Source organism: Kitasatospora sp. NPDC088134 (genome assembly GCF_044741705.1).
Taxonomy (GTDB): Bacteria; Actinomycetota; Actinomycetes; order Streptomycetales; family Streptomycetaceae; genus Kitasatospora.
Window position 1 is genome coordinate 264,824 of record NZ_JBIUTD010000004.1, and the last position, 18,384, is coordinate 283,207.

Sequence of the window (18,384 nt, forward strand, 5' to 3'; positions counted from 1 at the left end):
TAAGGTCCGGGGGCGGTGAAATGCCCGAATTAAGACGATCATAAGCGGAGAAAGCGCAGGTCAAGGGGGGTCCGGTCGACAGCGCCGGACCCCCCTCAAACGGGCCGCGGAGCCATGCGAAACTTTTCACATGTCACGGACGTCCAGCCGCCGCATCCGCCTCACCGCCGCCCTCGGCGCGGCCACCGCACTGGTCCTCGCCGGGTGCAGCAGCTCCGGGACCGCGAGCAGTGAGGGCGGTGTGGGCTTCGTCACCGGCAAGGGCGGCATCGACACCGCCCCGGCCGGCCGGCGCACCGACGCCCCGGACATCACCGGCACCTCGCTGGACGGCAGCGGCGCGCTGAAGCTCGCCGACTACCGCGGCAAGGTGGTCGTCCTGAACATCTGGGGCTCCTGGTGCAGCCCCTGCCGGGCCGAGGCCAAGGGACTCCAGGCGGCGGCCGAGAAGTACGGCGACAAGGCCCAGTTCCTCGGCATCAACACCCGGGACACCGACCCGGCCAACGCCGTCGCGTTCGAGAAGAACTTCGGGGTGACCTACCCGAGCATCTACGACCCGGACGGCAACCAGATCCTCAAGTTCCCCAAGGGGAGCCTGAACCCGCAGTCCATCCCGACCACCATCGTGATCGACCGGGACGGCAAGCTGGCAGCCCGGGCGATGCGCGCGCTGTCCACCGAGGACCTCGACAGGATGATCGAGCCGGTCCTGGCGGAGTCGAAGTGAGCACTCCGCTCGCGGCCGGCGTCGGCTACAACGAGACCGTCGGCAGCGGCGCCCTGCTGATGGCGCTGCCGATCGCGGTCGCCGCCGGCCTGGTCTCGTTCTTCTCGCCCTGCGTGCTCCCGCTGGTGCCCGGCTACCTCAGCTACGTCACCGGCTTCTCCGCCGCCGACCTCTCCGACGCCAAGGGCGCCCGGCGCGGCCGGATGCTGGCCGGCGCGGTGCTGTTCGTGGCCGGCTTCGCGGCGGTGTTCATCTCCGGCGGCGCGCTGTTCGGCTCCTTCGGCGAGACCCTGCAGCAGCACCGCCGGGTGCTGTCGATCGTGATGGGCGCGCTCACCGTGCTGATGGGCCTGGCCTTCATGGGCCTGCTGCCCGGCTTCACGATGCGCGAGCTGCGCAGCCACCGTCGCCCGGCGATCGGCCTGGCCGGGGCCCCGCTGCTCGGCCTGGTGTTCGGCATCGGCTGGACGCCGTGCATCGGCCCGACCCTGGCCGCGATCCAGTCGCTGGCGTTCAATCAGGCCAGCGCCGGGCGCGGCGCACTGCTGATGACGGCCTACTGCCTCGGCCTCGGCGTACCGTTCGTCCTGGCCGCGCTGGCGTTCCGCCGGGCGCTCGGCGCCTTCGGCTGGGTCAAGCGCCACTACCAGTGGGTGATGCGGATCGGCGGCGGCATGCTCGTCGCGGTCGGCCTGGCCCTGGTGACGGGGGTGTGGGACGCGCTGGTCAACCAGCTCCAGTACCTCACCCAGAACTTCTCGATCGGAATCTGACCGTGAGCGACACGAAGACCAGTCCGCCGCCGGCCGACGCCGCGGACGAACCCGACGCCGCGGCCGAACCCGACGTCGAACGGCTCAGCACCGCGCCGGAGGAGAACGACACCGCCCCGGTCGGCATAGGCGTGTTCGGCTGGCTGCGCTGGTTCTGGCGCCAGCTGACCTCGATGCGGGTCGCCCTGCTGCTGCTGTTCCTGCTCTCGCTGGCCGCGATCCCCGGCTCACTGGTGCCGCAGAACACCAACGCCTTCAAGGTCGCCGAGTGGAAGAACGCCCACAAGGGCGTCGCCCCGCTCTTCGAGAAGCTCCAACTCTTCGACGTCTACAGCTCGGTGTGGTTCTCCGCGATCTACATCCTGCTGTTCCTCTCGCTGGCCGGCTGCATCCTGCCGCGCACCTGGCAGTTCGTCGGCGTGCTGCGGGCCGCGCCGCCGGCCGCGCCGCGCAACCTGACCCGGATGCCGGTCTACGCGGCCTGGCACACCGACGCCGCCCCCGACGCGGTGAACGCCGCCGCGCACCGGCTGCTGAAGAAGCGCGGCTTCCGCACCCACCTCGGCACCGGCTCGGTCGCCGCCGAGAAGGGCTACCTGCGCGAGGTCGGCAACCTGCTCTTCCACTTCGCGCTGTTCGCCCTGCTGGCCGGGTTCGCCTGGGCCAGCCTGGCCAGCGGATCCGGCACCAAGATCGTGCTGGAGGGCCAGGGCTACTCCAACACCACCACCCAGCTGGACGACTTCACCGGCTCCCGGTTCTACGGCGTCGACGACCTGGACGCCTTCGGCTTCAAGCTGGACGGCTTCACCGCCGACTTCCAGACCAAGGGCCCGGCGGCCGGCACCGCCAAGGAGTTCGTCGCCAACGTCCGCTACTGGGAGGGCGCCGACGCGTCCAAGCAGAAGAACGCCCGGATCGAGGTCAACCACCCGCTGGAGGTGGGCGACTCCAAGGTCTTCCTGACCGCGCATGGCTTCGCCCCGGTGGTCACCGTCCGGAACGCCGCGAACGAGGTCGTCTACCGCGGCCCGACGGTGTTCCTCCCGCGCGACTCCAACGTCACCTCGCCCGGCGTGATCAAGGTCAACGACTACGGCACCGGCCCCGACGGCAAGCGGACCCAACTGGCCCTCAGCGGCATGTTCCTGCCCACCGCCGCGCCCGACTTCAAGCAGACCGGCCGCCCGGTCTCGGTCTTCCCCGCCGCGGCCAACCCGATGCTGCTGATCACCGCCTACGTCGGCGACCTGCGCACCGACAGCGGCCTGCCGCAGAACGTGTACGAGCTCGACGACAAGGCGATGACCCAGCTGAAGGTCAACGGCGCGCCCGCCTCCGTCCCGCTCAAGGTCGGCGAGGGCTGGACGCTGCCCGACGGCTACGGCAGCGTCACCTTCGACGGCTACCAGCAGTGGGCCAACTTCACCGTCTCGCACCGCCCCGGCAACGCGGTCGCGCTGGTCGGCGCGGTCGCCGCGATCCTCGGCCTGATCGGCTCGCTGTTCGTCCAGCGCCGCCGGATCTGGGTCCGGGCGGTGACCGCCCCCGACGGCCGCACCCTGGTCGAGGTGGCCGGGCTGGGCCGCAGCGAGTCCGCCCGCACCGCCGAGGAACTCGCCGAACTTGCCGTCGAGCTCCAGGACGACGCCCCGGCGGCCGACGAACCGGCCGAGGAAGCACCAGACCCCGACCGCCCCGAAGACGCCGCACCGGCCGCCGCCGAACCCCCGGCCGCAGCCGTCCCCACCGCCCCGGAAACCAAGGAGTAGACGGTGCTGCTCGCACAGGTCAACACCCAGTTGGCCCAGACCTCCAACAACCTGATCTACTCGGCGATGGCCGTCTACACCCTGGCCATGTTCGCCCAGATGATCGAGTGGACGTTCGGCGCCAAGGGCGGCGTCGCGGTCCGCTCCGCGCAGCAGAGCACCCTGGCCGAGACGGTCGCCGAGTCCGCGGCCGCGGCGAAGGGCGTCCGCAAGGTCACCGTCACCGTCGCCGCCCAGGGCGGCGGCACCACCACTCTGACCCGCACCGCGCTCGCCGACGCCGGCGCCACCACCGTCACCAGCGGCCGCGGCGACGGCACCCCGGCCGACGGCCCCGGCCCGGCCGGCACCAGCGAGAAGGCCGACCTGGCCGGCCGGATCGCGGTCTCGCTCACCGTCCTGGGCCTGCTGCTGCACGTCGGCGGCGTGGTCACCCGCGGCCTGTCGGTGATGCGCTGGCCGTGGGGCAACATGTACGAGTTCTCGTGCGCCTTCGCGCTGATGATGGTCGCCACCTACGTCGCCATGCTGGCCGCCAAGAAGAACGTCCGCTGGCTCGGCCTGCCCGTGGTGATCGCCGCTCTGCTGTTCCTCGGCATCGCGGTGACCGTCCTCTACACCGACTCCGAGCAGCTCGTCCCGGCCCTGCACTCGTACTGGCTGGGCATCCACGTCTCCACCGCGATCATCTGCGGCGGCGCCTTCTTCGCGGCCTTCATCGCCACCGGCACCTACCTGCTCAAGGACCGCTACGAGCACCGGGTCGCGGCCGGACTGACCGTCCGCGCCGCGAACTTCATGGACCGGCTGCCCGCCTCCGGCACCCTGGACAAGCTCTCCTACCGGATCAACGCGCTGGTCTTCCCGCTCTGGACGTTCACCATCATCGCGGGCGCGATCTGGGCCGAGGCCGCCTGGGGCAAGTACTGGGAGTGGGACCCGAAGGAGACCTGGTCCTTCATCACCTGGGTCGCCTACGCCGCCTACCTGCACGCCCGGGCCACCGCCGGCTGGCGCGGCCGCAAGGCCGCCTACCTGGCGCTGCTCGCCTTCGCCTGCTGGCTCTTCAACTACTACGGCGTCAACATCTTCGTCACCGGCAAGCACTCCTACGCCGGCGTCTGACGCCTCCGCACCACCACCTCACCCACGCACCACAAAGCCGCGAGGAGGGCCGCACCATGGAGTGCGACGAGGTCATCATGACCGTCCGAATCACCGCAGCGGAACGCACGCTGCTGCGACGGCTCGCCCAGGGCCACCACAGCGACGTCTCCGAAGTCGTCGCCGACGGGCTCCTGGACGTCCTGCCCACCCTGCACTGCCCGGCGGACGCGCACCGGCTGCTCGCCGCCCTCACCACCCCGGCGCCGTGCGCGCTCACGGTCTGGCTCCCCACCGAGCTCGCCGACCTGCTCACCATCGCCACCGCGCGGATCGCCCAGTCCACCGGCGTCCGGCTCGGCTCCTCCTGCATCATGCTCGGAGCCGCGGTCCGCCTCTGGCTGGCCCAGGACCCGCAACGCCTGGCCGCCAACCTCACCACCATGCACGCGGGGCGCCACCCGGCCCTCGCGGCGGCGTAAGGCACACGGTCGGGAGCAATCAGGGGCCCGGGGAACGGGCGGGGCCGAGGGGCTGGTGTCCGACGAGCTGCGGGGGGCTACTCCGTTTCGGGCCCGAGGTCCTCGGCCGACGCCCCGTGGCGCCCCGCCGGGTTCCGGCGCACCGCCCCTCGGCACCGCCGTTCCCCGGGCCCCTGGAGCTTCGCTCCCAGCGGGCCCCTGAAAGCAAGCCCTTCCGGATCAGGCCGCCTGCTGCCAGCTGACCGGCGAGAAGTAGGCCGGTCGGCGCTCGACGCGCGACCAGGTGGCGATGGGCTCGACGGCCGGGGCGGCCGCCGCGTGGGCGGTGGCCGCGGCGCGGGCCGCCAGGACGGCGGTGAGGGCGGCGAGTTCTTCGGCGTTCAGAGTGCCGCGGACGATGCGGACGAGAGGTTCGCTCATGGTTCCTGTTCTCCCCCAGGCTGAAGTCTGAATGGTTTCGGCGTGCTTGACGGGCCGTTACATCGGCGGGTTGCCGTGCTTGCGGCTCGGCAGGTCGGCGTGCTTGGTGCGGAGCATCGCCAGGGAGGAAGCGAGAACGGCTCGGGTTTCGCTGGGGTCGATGACGTCGTCGACGAGGCCGCGTTCGGCCGCGTAGTACGGGTGCATCAGTTCGCTCTTGTACTCCTTGATCTTCTGCGCGCGCATCGCCTCGGGGTCCTCGGCGCCGTTGATGTCGCGGCGGAAGATGACGTTGGCGGCGCCCTCGGCGCCCATCACGGCGATCTCGTTGGTGGGCCAGGCGAAGGAGAGGTCGGCGCCGATCGAGCGGGAGTCCATCACGATGTAGGCGCCGCCGTAGGCCTTGCGCAGGATCAGCTGGATGCGCGGGACGGTGGCGTTGCAGTAGGCGTAGAGCAGCTTGGCGCCGTGCCGGATGATGCCGTCGTGCTCCTGGTCGACGCCGGGCAGGAAGCCGGGGACGTCGAGCATGGTGACCAGCGGGATGTTGAAGGCGTCGCACATCTGCACGAAGCGCGCCGACTTCTCGCTGGCGTTGATGTCCAGGACGCCGGCCAGCGACTGCGGCTGGTTGGCGATGATGCCGACCACGTGGCCGTCGATCCGGGCCAGCGCGCACAGCACGTTGGTGGCCCAGCGCTCGTGGACCTCCAGGTACTCGCCGTGGTCGACGATCTCCTCGATCACCTTGCGCATGTCGTACGGGCGGTTGCCGTCGGCGGGGACCAGGTCGAGCAGCGACTCGTTGCGGCGGTCCACCGGGTCGTCGTTCGGGACGGTCGGCGGCATCTCGCGGTTGTTCTGCGGCAGCAGGGAGAGCAGGTAGCGCACCTCTTCGATGCAGGACTGCTCGTCGTCGTAGACGAAGTGCGAGACGCCCGACACCGAGGAGTGGACGTCGGCGCCGCCGAGGCCGTTCTGGGTGATCTTCTCGCCGGTGACGGCCTGGACCACGTCCGGGCCGGTGATGAACATCTGCGAGGTCTCGCGGACCATGAACACGAAGTCCGTCAGCGCGGGGGAGTACGCGGCGCCGCCGGCGCACGGACCGAGCATCACGGAGATCTGCGGGATCACGCCGGAGGCGCGGGTGTTGCGCTGGAAGATGCCGCCGTAGCCGGCCAGCGCGGTGACGCCCTCCTGGATCCGGGCCCCGGCGCCGTCGTTCAGCGAGACCAGCGGCGCGCCGGCCGCGATGGCCATGTCCATGATCTTGTGGATCTTCTGCGCGTGGGCCTCGCCCAGCGCGCCGCCGAAGATCCGGAAGTCGTGCGCGTAGGTGAACACGGTGCGGCCGTGCACGGTGCCCCAGCCGACGATCACGCCGTCGGTGTGCGGCTTCTTCGCCTCCAGGCCGAAGCCCTGCGCCCGGTGCCGGCGCAGCGGCTCCACCTCGTGGAACGAGCCCTCGTCCAGCAGCAGGTCGATCCGCTCGCGCGCGGTCAGCTTGCCCTTGGCGTGCTGGGCCTCGGTGGCCTTCTCGCTCGGACCGCGGCGGACCTGCTCGCGCAGTTCGTGCAGCTCGGCGACCCGACTACGGGCGTCCGCCGGAGCCTCGCCGCCGACCGGCGCATCGTGCAGGACCGTCATTTCGAACCACTCCAAGCTCGCGTGGGGCAGCGAACACCTCTGCTGCTACGACAGTACGAGCCGGGACGCCCGCGTTTCGGCGTCGATTCCGTACAAGGTCGGACGCCGATCGCTGTACAGGCCCCACATAAGGGGGCGCGCGGCCCTACTTCCGGGTTGCTCCGGGCAGGGCCGTCCGGGGGGCCCGGGCGAGGGGCAGGGGAGGGGTCGAATCGGCAGGTCAGCGGCGTGATCGCGGCCGGGCGCGGGCCGTCCGGCCGCGCCGGGCGGGGAGGGGCGCACGAGGGGCGGTGGACAGGCGGAGCGGGGCCCGGGCGGGCCCGGATGGTAGGGATGCGCCAAAAGGCGTGATCAGCTCCCGGCGCCGTCGTCCTTCGGGTCGCGGCCCTCGCCGCGGCGCAGCTCCTCCTCGCGGCGGCGCAGGTCGGCCTCCCACTGCTTGAGCATGTCCTCGTGCTGCTCGTTGCCGCGCTTCAGCGAGGCCAGGAACTCCGGGTCGTCGTCCGGCGCGAGCGGTCGGGGCCGCTCGTACTCCGGGTACCCGGCGGTCGGGCCGGACGGCCACGGCACCCGGCGGCGCCGCGTCCGGTCCTTGCCCGCGACCAGCCAGGCGATCGAGCCGAGCAGCGGGAAGAACAGCACGACGATCACCCACACCACCTTCGGCAGGTGGCGGACCTCGTCCTCGGGAGTGGTCAGGCAGTCGATGAAGGCCCAGACCCACAGGGCCAGCAGCGCCACCACGGGCACGATTCTCAGCACAGCGCGGAACTCCGGTGAAAGTTCGAACGGGACCCTTGGCGGGCCCAGGGTAGCCCGTACCCGATACTGGCAGGTATGGCATACGACGATCTCCGTTCCTTCCTGCGGGCCCTGGAGCGGGAAGGCGACCTGAAGCGGATCAAGGTCGAGGTCGACCCCTACCTGGAGGTCGGCGAGATCGTCGACCGGGTGCAGAAGGCCAAGGGCCCGGCGCTGCTGTTCGAGAACGTCAAGGGCTCGGCGATGCCGCTGGCGATGAACGTCTTCGGCACCGAGCGGCGGCTCTCCAAGGCGCTCGGCCTGAAGTCGCCGGACGACATCGCCGAGAAGATCGGCGGCCTGCTCAAGCCCGAACTGCCGCAGGGCTTCACCGGGTTCCGCGAGGCGTTCGGCAAGCTGGCCTCGATGGCGCACGTGCCGCCGCGGAACGTGAAGTCCGCCGATGCGCCCGTGCACGAGGTGGTGCTCACCGGCGAGGACGTCGACCTGGAGCAGCTGCCCGCGCTGTTCACCTGGCCGCTGGACGGCGGCTCCTTCTTCAACCTGGGCCTCACCCACACCAAGGACCCGGACACCGGCGTCCGCAACCTCGGCCTGTACCGCCTCCAGCGGCACGACAAGCGCACCATCGGCATGCACTGGCAGATCCACAAGGACAGCCGCAACCACGCCGCGGTGGCCGCCAGGCGCGGCGAGAAGCTGCCCGTGGCGATCGCCTTCGGCTGCCCGCCCGCCGTCACCTACGCCGCCACCGCGCCGCTGCCCGGCGACATCGACGAGTACCTGTTCGCCGGCTTCGTCGCGGGCGAGCGGACCAGGATGGTCGACTGCAAGACGGTGCCGCTACAGGTCCCGGCGGACGCCGAGGTGGTGCTGGAGGGCTGGCTGGAGCCCGGCGAGCTGCTGCCCGAGGGGCCGTTCGGCGACCACACCGGCTTCTACACCCCGCAGGAGCCGTTCCCGGCGCTGACCATCGACTGCGTGACGATGCGCCGCCGCCCGGTCCTGCAGTCCATCGTGGTCGGCCGGCCGCCGACCGAGGACGGCCCGCTCGGCAAGTTCACCGAGCGCTTCTTCCTGCCGCTGCTCAAGGTGATCATCCCGGACATCGTCGACTACGACCTGCCCGAGGCCGGCGGCTTCCACAACTGCGTGATCGTCTCGATCGACAAGAAGTACCCGAAGCACGCGCAGAAGGTCATGCACGCCATCTGGGGCGCGCACATGATGTCGCTCACCAAGCTGATCGTCGTGGTCGACGCCGACTGCGACGTCCACGACTACCAGGAGGTCGCCTGGCGCGCCCTGGGCAACGTGGACTACAGCCGGGACCTGTCGGTCGTCGAGGGCCCGGTCGACCACCTGGACCACGCCTCCTACCAGCAGTTCTGGGGCGGCAAGGCCGGCATCGACGCCACCCGCAAGCTCCCCGAGGAGGGCTACACCCGCGACGGCGGCTGGCCCGAGATGGTCTCCTCCGACCCCGAGACCGCCGCCCGGGTCACCCGCCGCTGGAAGGAGTACGGACTGTGAGCGCCACCGCCGACGCGTTCGAGGCCCCGCCGAGCCGGACCCGGGCCTTCCTGCGCCTGGTCGCGATCGAGCACTCGGTGTTCGCGCTGCCCTTCGCCTACATCGCCGCGCTCACCGCGATGTTCCTCGCCGACAAGTCCGTGCACTGGGGCCAACTGCTGCTGGTCACCGTCTGCATGGTCGGCCTGCGGACCTTCGCGATGGCCGCCAACCGGATCATCGACCGCGAGATCGACGCCCGGAACCCGCGCACCGCCGGCCGCGAACTCGTCACCGGCGCCGTCTCGCTGCGCACCGCGTACATCGGCTCGGCGATCGCCCTGGTGGTCTTCCTCGGCTCGGCGGCGCTGCTGAACACGCTCTGCCTGCTGCTCGCCCCGGTCGCCGTCGTCCCGATGGTGGTCTACCCGTACGGCAAGCGGTTCACCGACTTCCCGCAGGCCATCCTGGGCCTCGCGCAGGCGATGGGCCCGATCGGCGCCTGGCTGGCCGTCACCGGCAGCTGGTCCTGGGACGCGGTGGTGCTCGGCCTCGCCGTCGGCATCTGGATCGGCGGCTTCGACCTGATCTACGCCTGCCAGGACGTCGCCGCCGACCGGGGCATGGGCGTCCGCTCGGTGCCCGCCCGGTTCGGCATCCCGGCCGCGATCAACGGCGCCCGGGTCTGCCACGCGATCACCACCGCGCTGCTCGCCTGGTACGCCGTCCGCACCGACGCGGGCGGCTTCTTCTGGTGCGGCCTCGCCGTCGTCGCGGGCGCGTTCGTCTACGAGCACACCATCGTCAAGCCCAACGACCTGTCCCGGCTGAACCGGGCGTTCTTCTCGACCAACGGCTTCGTCGGCATCTCGCTGTTCGCCTTCGCCCTGATCGACCTGATCGCCCGCGGCCTGACGGTCTGACGGCCGCACTAATCCGCTGGCCCGTGCCCGCCGCCCGTCCCTAGGGTGGCGGGCATGCGCGTCTCCTACCCCCGGACTCCGCACCTTCCGTGGTCGCCGGGGGCGGCCGCCGACGACCTCCGCAGCGGCGACCTGTCCGGCCTGGCCGGGGCCGAGGTGGTGGTCACCGAGAAGCTCGACGGCGAGAACACCACGCTGTACCCGGACGGGCTGCACGCCCGCTCGCCGGACTCCGGGCACCACCCGTCCCGGGCCTGGGTGAAGGGCCTCCAGGGCCGGATCGGTGCGGGCGTCCCGGCGGGCTGGCGGATCTGCGGCGAGAACCTGTTCGCCCGGCACTCGCTGGCCTACACCGACCTGGACAGCTGGTTCTACGGCTTCTCGGTCTGGACGGCCGAGGACCGCTGCCTCGACTGGGACGCCACCGTCCGCTTCCTGGGCCGCCTCGGCGTCCCGACGCCCAGGGTGCTGTGGCGCGGCCGGTACGAGGAGCGGGCGATCCGCGCGCTGAAGCTCGACCCGGAGCGCCAGGAGGGCTACGTCGTCCGCACCGTCGCCGGGTTCGACCGCGCCGAGTTCGGGCGGCGGGTCGCCAAGTGGGTCCGGCCGCACCACGTCCGGACCGACACGCACTGGATGCACGCTGCCGTGGTGGAGAACGGCCTCGGCCCGAACTCCGCGCTCTGGCACGTCCGTTCGGGCGGCGAGCCGGACGCCGCCGGGCTCGGTGCGGCGCTCGGCCTCCCGCTGCTCCCCGAACTCGACGACGTCACCGCCCGGTTGGACGCGCTCGGCCGCACCGGCGACGCCCGGCTCGCCGGCGTGCTCGCGCACGGGCTGCGCACCGCCCGCCGCGCCGAGCTGATGCCCCGGCTGGCCGGGCCGCTCGGCCTCCGGCAGGCCCGCCGGGTCGCCGACCTGGTCGGCCTGTACCCGCGGCTCGGGCAGCCCTTCCCCGACGAGGAGCGGCGGGCCGGACTGACCGGCCTGGCCGCCGCCGCCGACCTCGGGGTGCTGCACGCCGTCGCGGCCGCCGCACTGCCCGGCGACGAGCAGGTGGCCTGGTCCGCACTGCACGCGGAGGACGCCGGACTGCTCGGCCCCGACCCGCTGGCCCGGCTGCGCGCCGGGCTGCGCGAGGCCCTGGCCGACCTCGACCCGGACGTCCGGGACCGCTGCTGGGCGCAGGCCCGGGAGGCGTACGCGCGCGGCCGGATCTCCACCGTCGAGGAGGCCGTCGCCGCCAGCTGGGCCCGGCGGGACGGCCGCTTCCCCCGGCTGGTCCACCTGTGCGGGCCGTCCGGCAGCGGCAAGTCGACGTACGCGGCGACGCTGCCCGGGACGCGGATCTCGCTGGACGACCTGCGGGCCGCCCGCGGCTCCCGCGCCGAACAGCGTGACAACCCGGAACTCCTGCGAGAGGGTCTCACCACCCTGGAGGCGGCCCTGGCCGGCGACGGCACCGCCGTCTGGGACGCCACCTCGCTCAACCGCCACCAGCGCGGCCACGTGCACGGCATCGCCGAACGCCGGGGTGCGCTGCTCACCCAGGTGGTCGCCGTCGTCGACGAGGCCGAACTGCTCCGCCGCAACGCCGTCCGCCCGCACCCCGTCCCCGCCGAGGTGCTGACGGCCCAGCTGCACCGCTGGAACCCGCCCTACCCCGGCCAGGCCCACCGCACCCGCTACCTCGGCGCCGACGGCACCGTGCAGGACACCGCCGGATCCCTGGACGAGGAGGACTGATGCGCCCCATCGAGCAGATCTGCCGGCGCATCCGCTGGGACGACCGCTTCGACCCGGCCCGGTTCGTGCTCGGCGTCCGGCAGCGCGACGACCGCACCAAGCGCGTCCCGCTGGAGACCTTCACCGCCGCCGGGGACGTGCCCTGGCACCGGGTCCGGTACGTCGAGGCCGACGGCCAGGTGGTCTGGGACCGCACCACCGGCACCGACCTGCTCGACACCACCGACGCCGGACGGCGCACCGCCCCGCGCGGCCTGCCCGCCCCGTACTTCACCCCGAGCACCCCGCACGCCTGGCACCGCGACCGGGGCTGGCGCCCCGCCGACTTCCAACCCGGCCAGTTCACCCGGCAGTTGCGGGTGGTCAGCTGGAACACCCTGTGGGACCGCTACGACCCCGAGCTGATCCGCACCGCCCGCCGCCGCCCGCTGCTGCTCGCCGAACTCGAAGCCGCCGAGGCCGACCTGATCGCCCTTCAGGAGGTCGAACCCGCCCTGGTCAAGCAGCTGCTGGCGCAGGACTGGGTCCGGGACGGCTACACCCTGGGTGCCGACCCGTTCGGCCGCGAGATCGACGGCCACGGCCTGCTGCTGCTCTCCCGGCTGCCCGTGCTGGAGGCGGGCCGGCACGAACTCGGACCGCACAAGGCCGTCACCGCGATCGCCGTGCACACCGGCAGCACCCCGCTCACCGTCGCCGCCGTCCACCTCAGCAGCGACCACTCGCCGCGCGGCGCCGACCGGCGCGCCGCCGAACTCGCCGATCTGGCCCGGGGGTTCGCCGAGATCGAGGGCGACCTGCTGGTGCTCGGCGACTTCAACGACGGCACTCGCACCCCCGCCGCCGCCCTCGCCCTGCGCGACACCTGGGCGGAGGTGCACGGCCCGCACGACGACACCCCGACCTTCGACCCCGTCGCCAACCCGCTCGCCGCCGTCGCCTCGCTCAGCGGCCGCCCCGGCCGGCTCGACCGCGTCCTGCTCCGCCCCGGCCCGGCCCGCGCCACCGCCGCCCGGCTGCTCGGCGACCGCCCCGACGCCACCGGCCTGCACCCCTCCGACCACTACGGCCTCGCCGTCGAGCTCGACCTCGCCCCCGCCCCGGACACCGGCCGACTGGACGTCCCGTCGACCGCCCGGACCGCCGTCGCCTGGCTCCCGCCCGCCGAACTCCTGCCCGCTGTCCAGAAGTTGCGCGCCGACTGCGACCCGCAGTACGACCGCTGGCCGCCGCACGTCAACCTGCTCTTCGGCTTCGTCGCCGAGCACCACTTCGACCGGGCCCTCCCGCTGCTCGCCGAGGCCGCCGCCGAGATCGCCCCGTTCGGCACCACGCTGTCCGGCGTCCACACCTTCACCCACCGGCTGACCACCACCCTCTGGCTCGACCCCGCGGTCGGCACCGCCGCGCCCTGGGCCGCGCTCCGGCACGCCCTGGCCCGCCGCTTCCCCGACAGCCCCACCCACGGCGAGGGCTACCACCCGCACCTGACCCTCGGCCGGGCCCACGACCCGGCCGACGCCGCGAACGCCGCGGCCGCCCTCGGCACCAGCACCGCCACCGTCGGCGAACTCGTCGTGCTCTCCCGGCGCGGCGGCGGCCCGATGCGGCCGCGCGCGGTGGTCGCGCTCGGCACCGGCGAGATCCGCGAACTCCCCGAGGGCCCGCTCCCCGAACGTGCCGAACCCGCCGTCGACGGCGCGGAGTTGACCCGCCGGATCGCCGCCGTCCTGCCCGCCGGGACGGAGCTCCACCAGGTCGGCTCCCGGCGCCTCGACTGCCACCTCGACGGCGCCGACCTCGACCTGGTCGCCGCCCTCCCCGCCGACCCCGACCCCGCCGACCTGCTCGCCCGGCTGGCCGCCGCCCTCCCCGAGGCCCGCGACCTCCGCGAGGTGCACGGCGCCCGCGTCCCCGGCCTGCGCGCGGACGTGGCCGGCCTCTCCGTCGACCTGGTGCTCGCCCCGCCCGGTGCCGACCTCGCCCGCAGCGCCGTCACCGACGCCGAGGCGATCCTCGCCGCCGTCGGCGACCGCCGCCCCGCCTTCGCGGCCCTCGCCCGCCAGGTCAAGGCCTGGACCCGGGCCCGCGGCCTGCACTCCGCCCCCTTCGGCCAACTCCCGTCCCTCGCTTGGACGGTGCTCGCCGCCCGGACCGTCCGCGAACACCCCGGCGAGGACGATCCCGCGACGCTCTTCCGCCACTTCACCGCCACCTGGGCCGCCTGGGACTGGCACCACCCCGTCACCCTGCTCGGCGACCCCGCCACCCCGCACCCCGACCCGCTCACCGTCCTCACCCCCACCGCCCCCGTCCGCAGCTGCACCGCCCACGTCGGCGCCGCCACCCGCGACCTGATCACCGAAGAGCTCTACCGCGCCTGGGAGCTGGGCCCCACCCACCCCGAACTCCGCACCCTCCCCCCGCTCCACCGCCGCCACGCCGCCTGGCTCCTCCTCACCCCCACCCACCTCGGCCCCACCCGCAGCCGCCTCCGCGCCCTCCTCCCCGCCCTGCCCCCCACCTCCCATGCCTGGCCCCACCCCCTCCCCGGCCCCACCCTCGCCATCGGCCTCGGCCCCCACCCCCCGGACCGCACCACCCTCACCGCCACCCTCCGCCCCTGGCTCCGCACCGTCCCGGGCACCACCGCGGAATACCTCCCGGGCGGAGACCTGGACGTGCATGACCTGCCTGGACGCGCCATACGTACGTGACGTACTTGACGTACTCACCTGCCTCGGTGATGGTGGGGGAACAAGCAGAGGGAGGGCTCCGATGACGTCGGTCCATTACGAGAGCTACACCGAGGCCAGAAAGCACTTCAAGGATCTGCTGGACGCGGCTGAGCAGGGGCGTGTCGCGACGATCCGCCGGGACGCCGAGCGCACGGCCGTGGTCGACGCCGGGCGGCTGCGCCGGGCCCTTTCACTGCTCTGCACGTCCAGGGCCGAGGTCGTTCGTGAGGGCGACGGCTGGTCGGCGTTCTTTCCCGGCCTCCCGATCGCGGCGGACGGCGCCAGCTTCGAAGAGGCCATCGACGAGCTGGTCGACGCACTGCGCGAGTACGCAGAGGACTGGCAGGAGCGTCTCCTCAACGCCCCGAACCACGCGGGAAACTGGGGACTGGTCCAGTTGATCACGCTCAGTGACGACGCGCAGCTGCGGACGTGGGTGCTGGGAGCCGTCGAGTGACCTGGCCCGAGCCGACCCGGGAACGGCACGAAAAGTTCTGCCGGGTCGAGGAGTGGGAGCGCGTACGCGACGCGCGGGGCCGCACCGGCACCCACCACGTCACCTACGAGCTGACCCTCCCGGACGGACGCATCCTCCGGACCCGGATCTCGCACCCGGTGGACCGCACCGGATACGGACCGAGCCTGTGGGCGCACATCCTTCGGGACCAGATCGAGGTCACAGAGGACGTGTTCTGGGCCTGTGTCCTGGACGCGGTACTGCCGAACCGGGGCGCCCCCGTGCTCCCGCGCGAGGCACTGCCCGCCCAACTCGTCCACCTGCTGCTCAGCCAAGTGGGCCTCACCGAGGAGCAGGTGGCCGAGCTGGACAAGGCCCGGGCGATCGAACGGCTCAACCAGTTCTGGACCGACGGCACCTGAACCCGCGCTCCAGGGAGCGAAATCAGGATCCCCGCCGTTCCCCGGGCTCCTGGAGCGCCGCTCCCAGCAGGCCCCTGAGTACCCATGTGCCTGCCTAGGCGTTCAGGGCGAGCCGCGCGTACGCGCGGACGTCCGCGTCCGGGTCCGTGAGGCGTTCGCGGAGGGCGGCCGCGACCGCGGTCTCCGCGGTGCCGGCGGCCAGCGCGCGGACCGCCGCCTTGCGGACGTCGCCGTTGCCGTCCGTGGCCGGCGGAACGAGTGCGTGCCACCGCCCGGCCGCTCCCAGGGTCGCCGCCGCGGCCTTCCGGACCTGCCAGGCGTCGTCCGGGCGTTCCGCCAGGTCGGCCAGGGGCGCGGGGCCGCCCAGGCCGGCGGCGCCGGTGAACGCGCCGGCTCGGACCAGCGGGTCGGGGTCCTGGGCCAGCGTCGCCAGTGCCTCCGCAGAGGAAAACGAGCCGATCACCCCGAGCCCCTCGCCGACGGCGACCCGCACCTCCCGGGCCGGGTCCGTCGCGCCGAGCGCGAGCTCCGCCGCCGCGTCCAGCGAGACCAGGCCCCGGACGGCCTGCAGCCGGACGGGGATCTCCCGGTCCGGCTGCAGGCCGCGAACAGGCCGACCGTCCCGGTGCGCAGGACGCGGGCCGACTCCAGGACGCCGGCCCGCACCACGGGGTCGGGGGAGTCGGCGACGGCGGCCAGGCCGGGGCCGAGCGAGGCGTCCAGGACTTCCACCAGCTCGCGGAGCGCGGCGACGGCCGCCGCCCGGACCCGCGCGTCGGCGTCGGCCAGGGCGCCGACCAGCGCGGGGCCGGTGCCCTCGGGCAGGTGCTCGCCGAGCGCGGCGACGGCGGCCAGCCGGACGTCCGGCTCACGGTCCGTCAGGTAGCGCACGATCTCGGCGCCCTCGGCCCGCAACACCTCCAGCACGCGGTCCTGCGGCCGGGCCGCCCCGGGCGCCGCCGCCCCGCCCGCGGCCGTGGCGCTCGCCCCGGTGCGGCCGACCACCATCGCCTCGACGGTGCCGAGCAGTTCGACCTCCCCGGCGGGGGGCTCCAGGCCCTCGACCGGGACCAGGTAGGGGGCGACGGGGCGGGTCAGGAACTCCATCGCGCCGTCCGCGCGCTTGCGCAGGTTGAGGGGCCGGAACCAGGAGTCGTCGTGCTGCGCGGGCCGGTCCAGGCGCTGGTGGTAGAGGCCCCAGCGGGATTCCTCGCGGGCCGGCGAGGCGCGCGCCGCCATCTCGGCGCAGTCCCGGATGAAGTCGACCTCGACGGCCCGCATCAGCTCGTGCGGGGTGCGGGCGCCGATCCCGGCGACCTCGCCGCGCATCCGCTCGAAGTGGTCGAGCGCGACCGACAGCCGGGCGCCGGTCTTCGGCGGCGCCACGTAGTCGTTGACGAAGCGCCGGAGCTTGTACTCGACCTGCTGCTGCGGCGGCCCGTCGGGGTGCTCCAGCGCCCGGTAGACCAGCCGGTGCGCCTCGGCGATCTGCTCCTCCGGCAACTCCGCCGGAAAATCCGGCAGTCGGGAGGCCGCATGGGTGCCCGCCGGCTCGCCGAAGACGAACGCCCCGATCATGTAGTTGTGCGGCACGCAGGCCAGGTCCCCGGCCGCGTACAGGCCCGGCACCGTGGTCGCGGCGTTCTCGTCCACCCAGACGCCGCTGGCGCTGTGGCCGCCGCACAGGCCGATCTCGGAGATGTGCATCTCCACGTCGTGGGTGCGGTAGTCGTGGCCGCGCCCGGCGTGGAAGGTGCCCCGGCTGGGGCGCTCGGTGGTGTGCAGGATCGACTCCAGGGCCTGCACGGTCTCCTCCGGCAGGTGGGTGGTCCGCAGGTACACCGGGCCGCGCTCGGAGGCGAGTTCGACCGCGAACTCGGCCATCATCTGCCCGGACCAGTAGTCGGAGTCGACGAACCGCTCGCCGTGCCGGTTCACCTGGTAGCCGCCGAACGGGTTGGCGACGTACGCGCAGGCGGGTCCGTTGTAGTCCTTGATCAGCGGGTTGATCTGGAAGCACTCGATGCCGGAGAGCTCGGCGCCCGCGTGGTACGCCATCGCGTAGCCGTCGCCCGCGTTGGTCGGGTTCTCGTACGTCCCGTACAGGTAGCCGCTGGCGGGCAGGCCGAGCCGCCCGCACGGGCCGGTGGCCAGCACCACCGCCCCGGCCGAGACCAGCACGAACTCGCCGCTGCGGGTGTCGAATCCGGCCGCGCCGACCGCCCGGCCGCCGGAGGTGAGCACCCGGACCGGCATCACCCGGTTCTCGATGGTGACCTTCTCGCGCATCCGGCGCTCCCGCAGCACGCGGTACAGCACCTTCTTGACGTCCTTGCCCTCCGGCATCGGCAGCACGTACGAGCCGGAGCGGTGCACCTGCCGCACCGCGTACTCGCCGTGCTCGTGCAGGGTCTCCGCCAGGCCCTCCAGCCGGGTCAGCCCGTGCGGCACCTTCTCCGCCGCCACCAGCGTCCCCGACCCCGGCACCCGGCGCACCAGGCCCTCCCCGCGCAGCAGGTCCAGCGCCTGCCGCACGGTGTTCCGGGACGCCCCGAACTCCTTCGCCAGCACGTCCTCGTGCGGCAGCGGCCCGGTCCCGAACGCCTCGCTCAGCACCTGCTGCCGCAGCACGTCCGCGACCTGCCGGGCCCGGTCGGCGCGCGGCCGCCTGCTCGGGCCCCGCACGGTGTTCTCGCTGGTCATCGGGTCTGCTCCGGCCCTCGGCTGCGCTGTCCGCGGCAACACTGGGGCCGGCGCGCCCCCGGTTGGGTTGCCGCACCATTACGCCACCTGACGGCCCGTCGGAACCCCCGCCCACCAGCGCCGACACCGTTCCCGCCGAACGATGCGCCACCCGCCGCGCCGATGCGCCATGCTGGAAGCCGGGGCCCAC

The 18,384-nt window shown here is 73.2% G+C and carries 14 protein-coding genes and 1 pseudogene; 11 read left to right on the top strand and 4 right to left on the bottom strand.

What is annotated here, in order from left to right; all coding sequences use genetic code 11:
- Positions 1–130 precede the first annotated feature (130 nt).
- From ACIOHG_RS09075 to ACIOHG_RS09095, 5 genes are read left to right on the top strand one after another with little or no spacing between them, the layout of a single operon-like run.
- Positions 131–730 carry a TlpA family protein disulfide reductase gene (locus ACIOHG_RS09075; protein ID WP_400947296.1) on the top strand — a complete coding sequence of 200 codons (600 nt, stop codon included), beginning with the start codon at positions 131–133 and terminating at the stop codon, positions 728–730.
- 59 nt (positions 731–789) lie between these two features.
- Entirely contained in the window at positions 790–1,503 is a 714-nt protein-coding gene (locus ACIOHG_RS09080; RefSeq protein ID WP_400947657.1) for a cytochrome c biogenesis CcdA family protein, read from the top strand.
- 2 nt (positions 1,504–1,505) lie between these two features.
- Positions 1,506–3,275 (top strand): cytochrome c biogenesis protein ResB, encoded by a 1,770-nt coding sequence (locus ACIOHG_RS09085; protein ID WP_400947298.1) that lies wholly within the window; start codon positions 1,506–1,508, stop codon positions 3,273–3,275.
- A 3-nt stretch (positions 3,276–3,278) separates the two neighbouring features.
- On the top strand, positions 3,279–4,400 hold the full coding sequence (gene ccsB, locus ACIOHG_RS09090) for a c-type cytochrome biogenesis protein CcsB (RefSeq protein WP_400947301.1): 1,122 nt from the start codon (positions 3,279–3,281) through the stop codon (positions 4,398–4,400).
- A 56-nt stretch (positions 4,401–4,456) separates the two neighbouring features.
- Complete coding sequence (locus ACIOHG_RS09095) at positions 4,457–4,861, top strand: hypothetical protein (protein ID WP_400947303.1); 405 nt, start codon at positions 4,457–4,459, stop codon at positions 4,859–4,861.
- A 219-nt stretch (positions 4,862–5,080) separates the two neighbouring features.
- Here the strand turns inward: ACIOHG_RS09095 and ACIOHG_RS09100 are convergent, their stop codons facing one another.
- The 3 genes from ACIOHG_RS09100 to ACIOHG_RS09110 all read right to left on the bottom strand — a co-directional run bounded on the left by ACIOHG_RS09100 (position 5,081) and on the right by ACIOHG_RS09110 (position 7,693).
- Positions 5,081–5,281 carry an acyl-CoA carboxylase epsilon subunit gene (locus ACIOHG_RS09100; RefSeq protein ID WP_400947305.1) on the bottom strand — a complete coding sequence of 67 codons (201 nt, stop codon included), beginning with the start codon at positions 5,279–5,281 and terminating at the stop codon, positions 5,081–5,083.
- 57 nt (positions 5,282–5,338) lie between these two features.
- Positions 5,339–6,931 (bottom strand): acyl-CoA carboxylase subunit beta, encoded by a 1,593-nt coding sequence (locus ACIOHG_RS09105; RefSeq protein WP_400947307.1) that lies wholly within the window; start codon positions 6,929–6,931, stop codon positions 5,339–5,341.
- A 351-nt stretch (positions 6,932–7,282) separates the two neighbouring features.
- Positions 7,283–7,693 (bottom strand): PLD nuclease N-terminal domain-containing protein, encoded by a 411-nt coding sequence (locus tag ACIOHG_RS09110; protein ID WP_400947309.1) that lies wholly within the window; start codon positions 7,691–7,693, stop codon positions 7,283–7,285.
- Positions 7,694–7,768: 75 nt separating this feature from the next.
- On the opposite strand from ACIOHG_RS09110, the gene ACIOHG_RS09115 reads away from it, so the two are divergent.
- From ACIOHG_RS09115 to ACIOHG_RS09140, 6 genes are all read left to right on the top strand, one after another.
- A complete protein-coding gene (locus ACIOHG_RS09115; protein WP_400947311.1) occupies positions 7,769–9,226 on the top strand; it encodes a menaquinone biosynthesis decarboxylase in 1,458 nt (485 codons plus the stop codon).
- Positions 9,223–10,128, top strand: coding sequence for a menaquinone biosynthesis prenyltransferase MqnP (gene mqnP / locus ACIOHG_RS09120; RefSeq protein ID WP_400947314.1), 906 nt, complete (start codon positions 9,223–9,225; stop codon positions 10,126–10,128). Before ACIOHG_RS09115 ends, mqnP begins: the two co-directional genes overlap by 4 nt.
- A gap of 54 nt (positions 10,129–10,182) precedes the next feature.
- Positions 10,183–11,874: an RNA ligase family protein gene (locus ACIOHG_RS09125; protein WP_400947317.1), complete on the top strand. Its 1,692-nt coding sequence runs from the start codon at positions 10,183–10,185 to the stop codon at positions 11,872–11,874.
- Entirely contained in the window at positions 11,874–14,591 is a 2,718-nt protein-coding gene (locus ACIOHG_RS09130; protein WP_400947321.1) for a poly(A) polymerase, read from the top strand. The genes ACIOHG_RS09125 and ACIOHG_RS09130 overlap by 1 nt, the downstream gene beginning before the upstream one ends.
- A gap of 61 nt (positions 14,592–14,652) precedes the next feature.
- On the top strand, positions 14,653–15,069 hold the full coding sequence (locus ACIOHG_RS09135; protein ID WP_400947323.1) for a prevent-host-death protein: 417 nt from the start codon (positions 14,653–14,655) through the stop codon (positions 15,067–15,069).
- Complete coding sequence (locus ACIOHG_RS09140; RefSeq protein WP_400947326.1) at positions 15,066–15,491, top strand: cytotoxic translational repressor of toxin-antitoxin stability system; 426 nt, start codon at positions 15,066–15,068, stop codon at positions 15,489–15,491. The genes ACIOHG_RS09135 and ACIOHG_RS09140 overlap by 4 nt, the downstream gene beginning before the upstream one ends.
- Positions 15,492–15,585: 94 nt before the next feature.
- Here ACIOHG_RS09140 and ACIOHG_RS09145 read toward each other — a convergent pair.
- Positions 15,586–18,194 (bottom strand): annotated as a pseudogene (locus tag ACIOHG_RS09145) (fumarate reductase/succinate dehydrogenase flavoprotein subunit).
- Positions 18,195–18,384 lie beyond the last annotated feature (190 nt).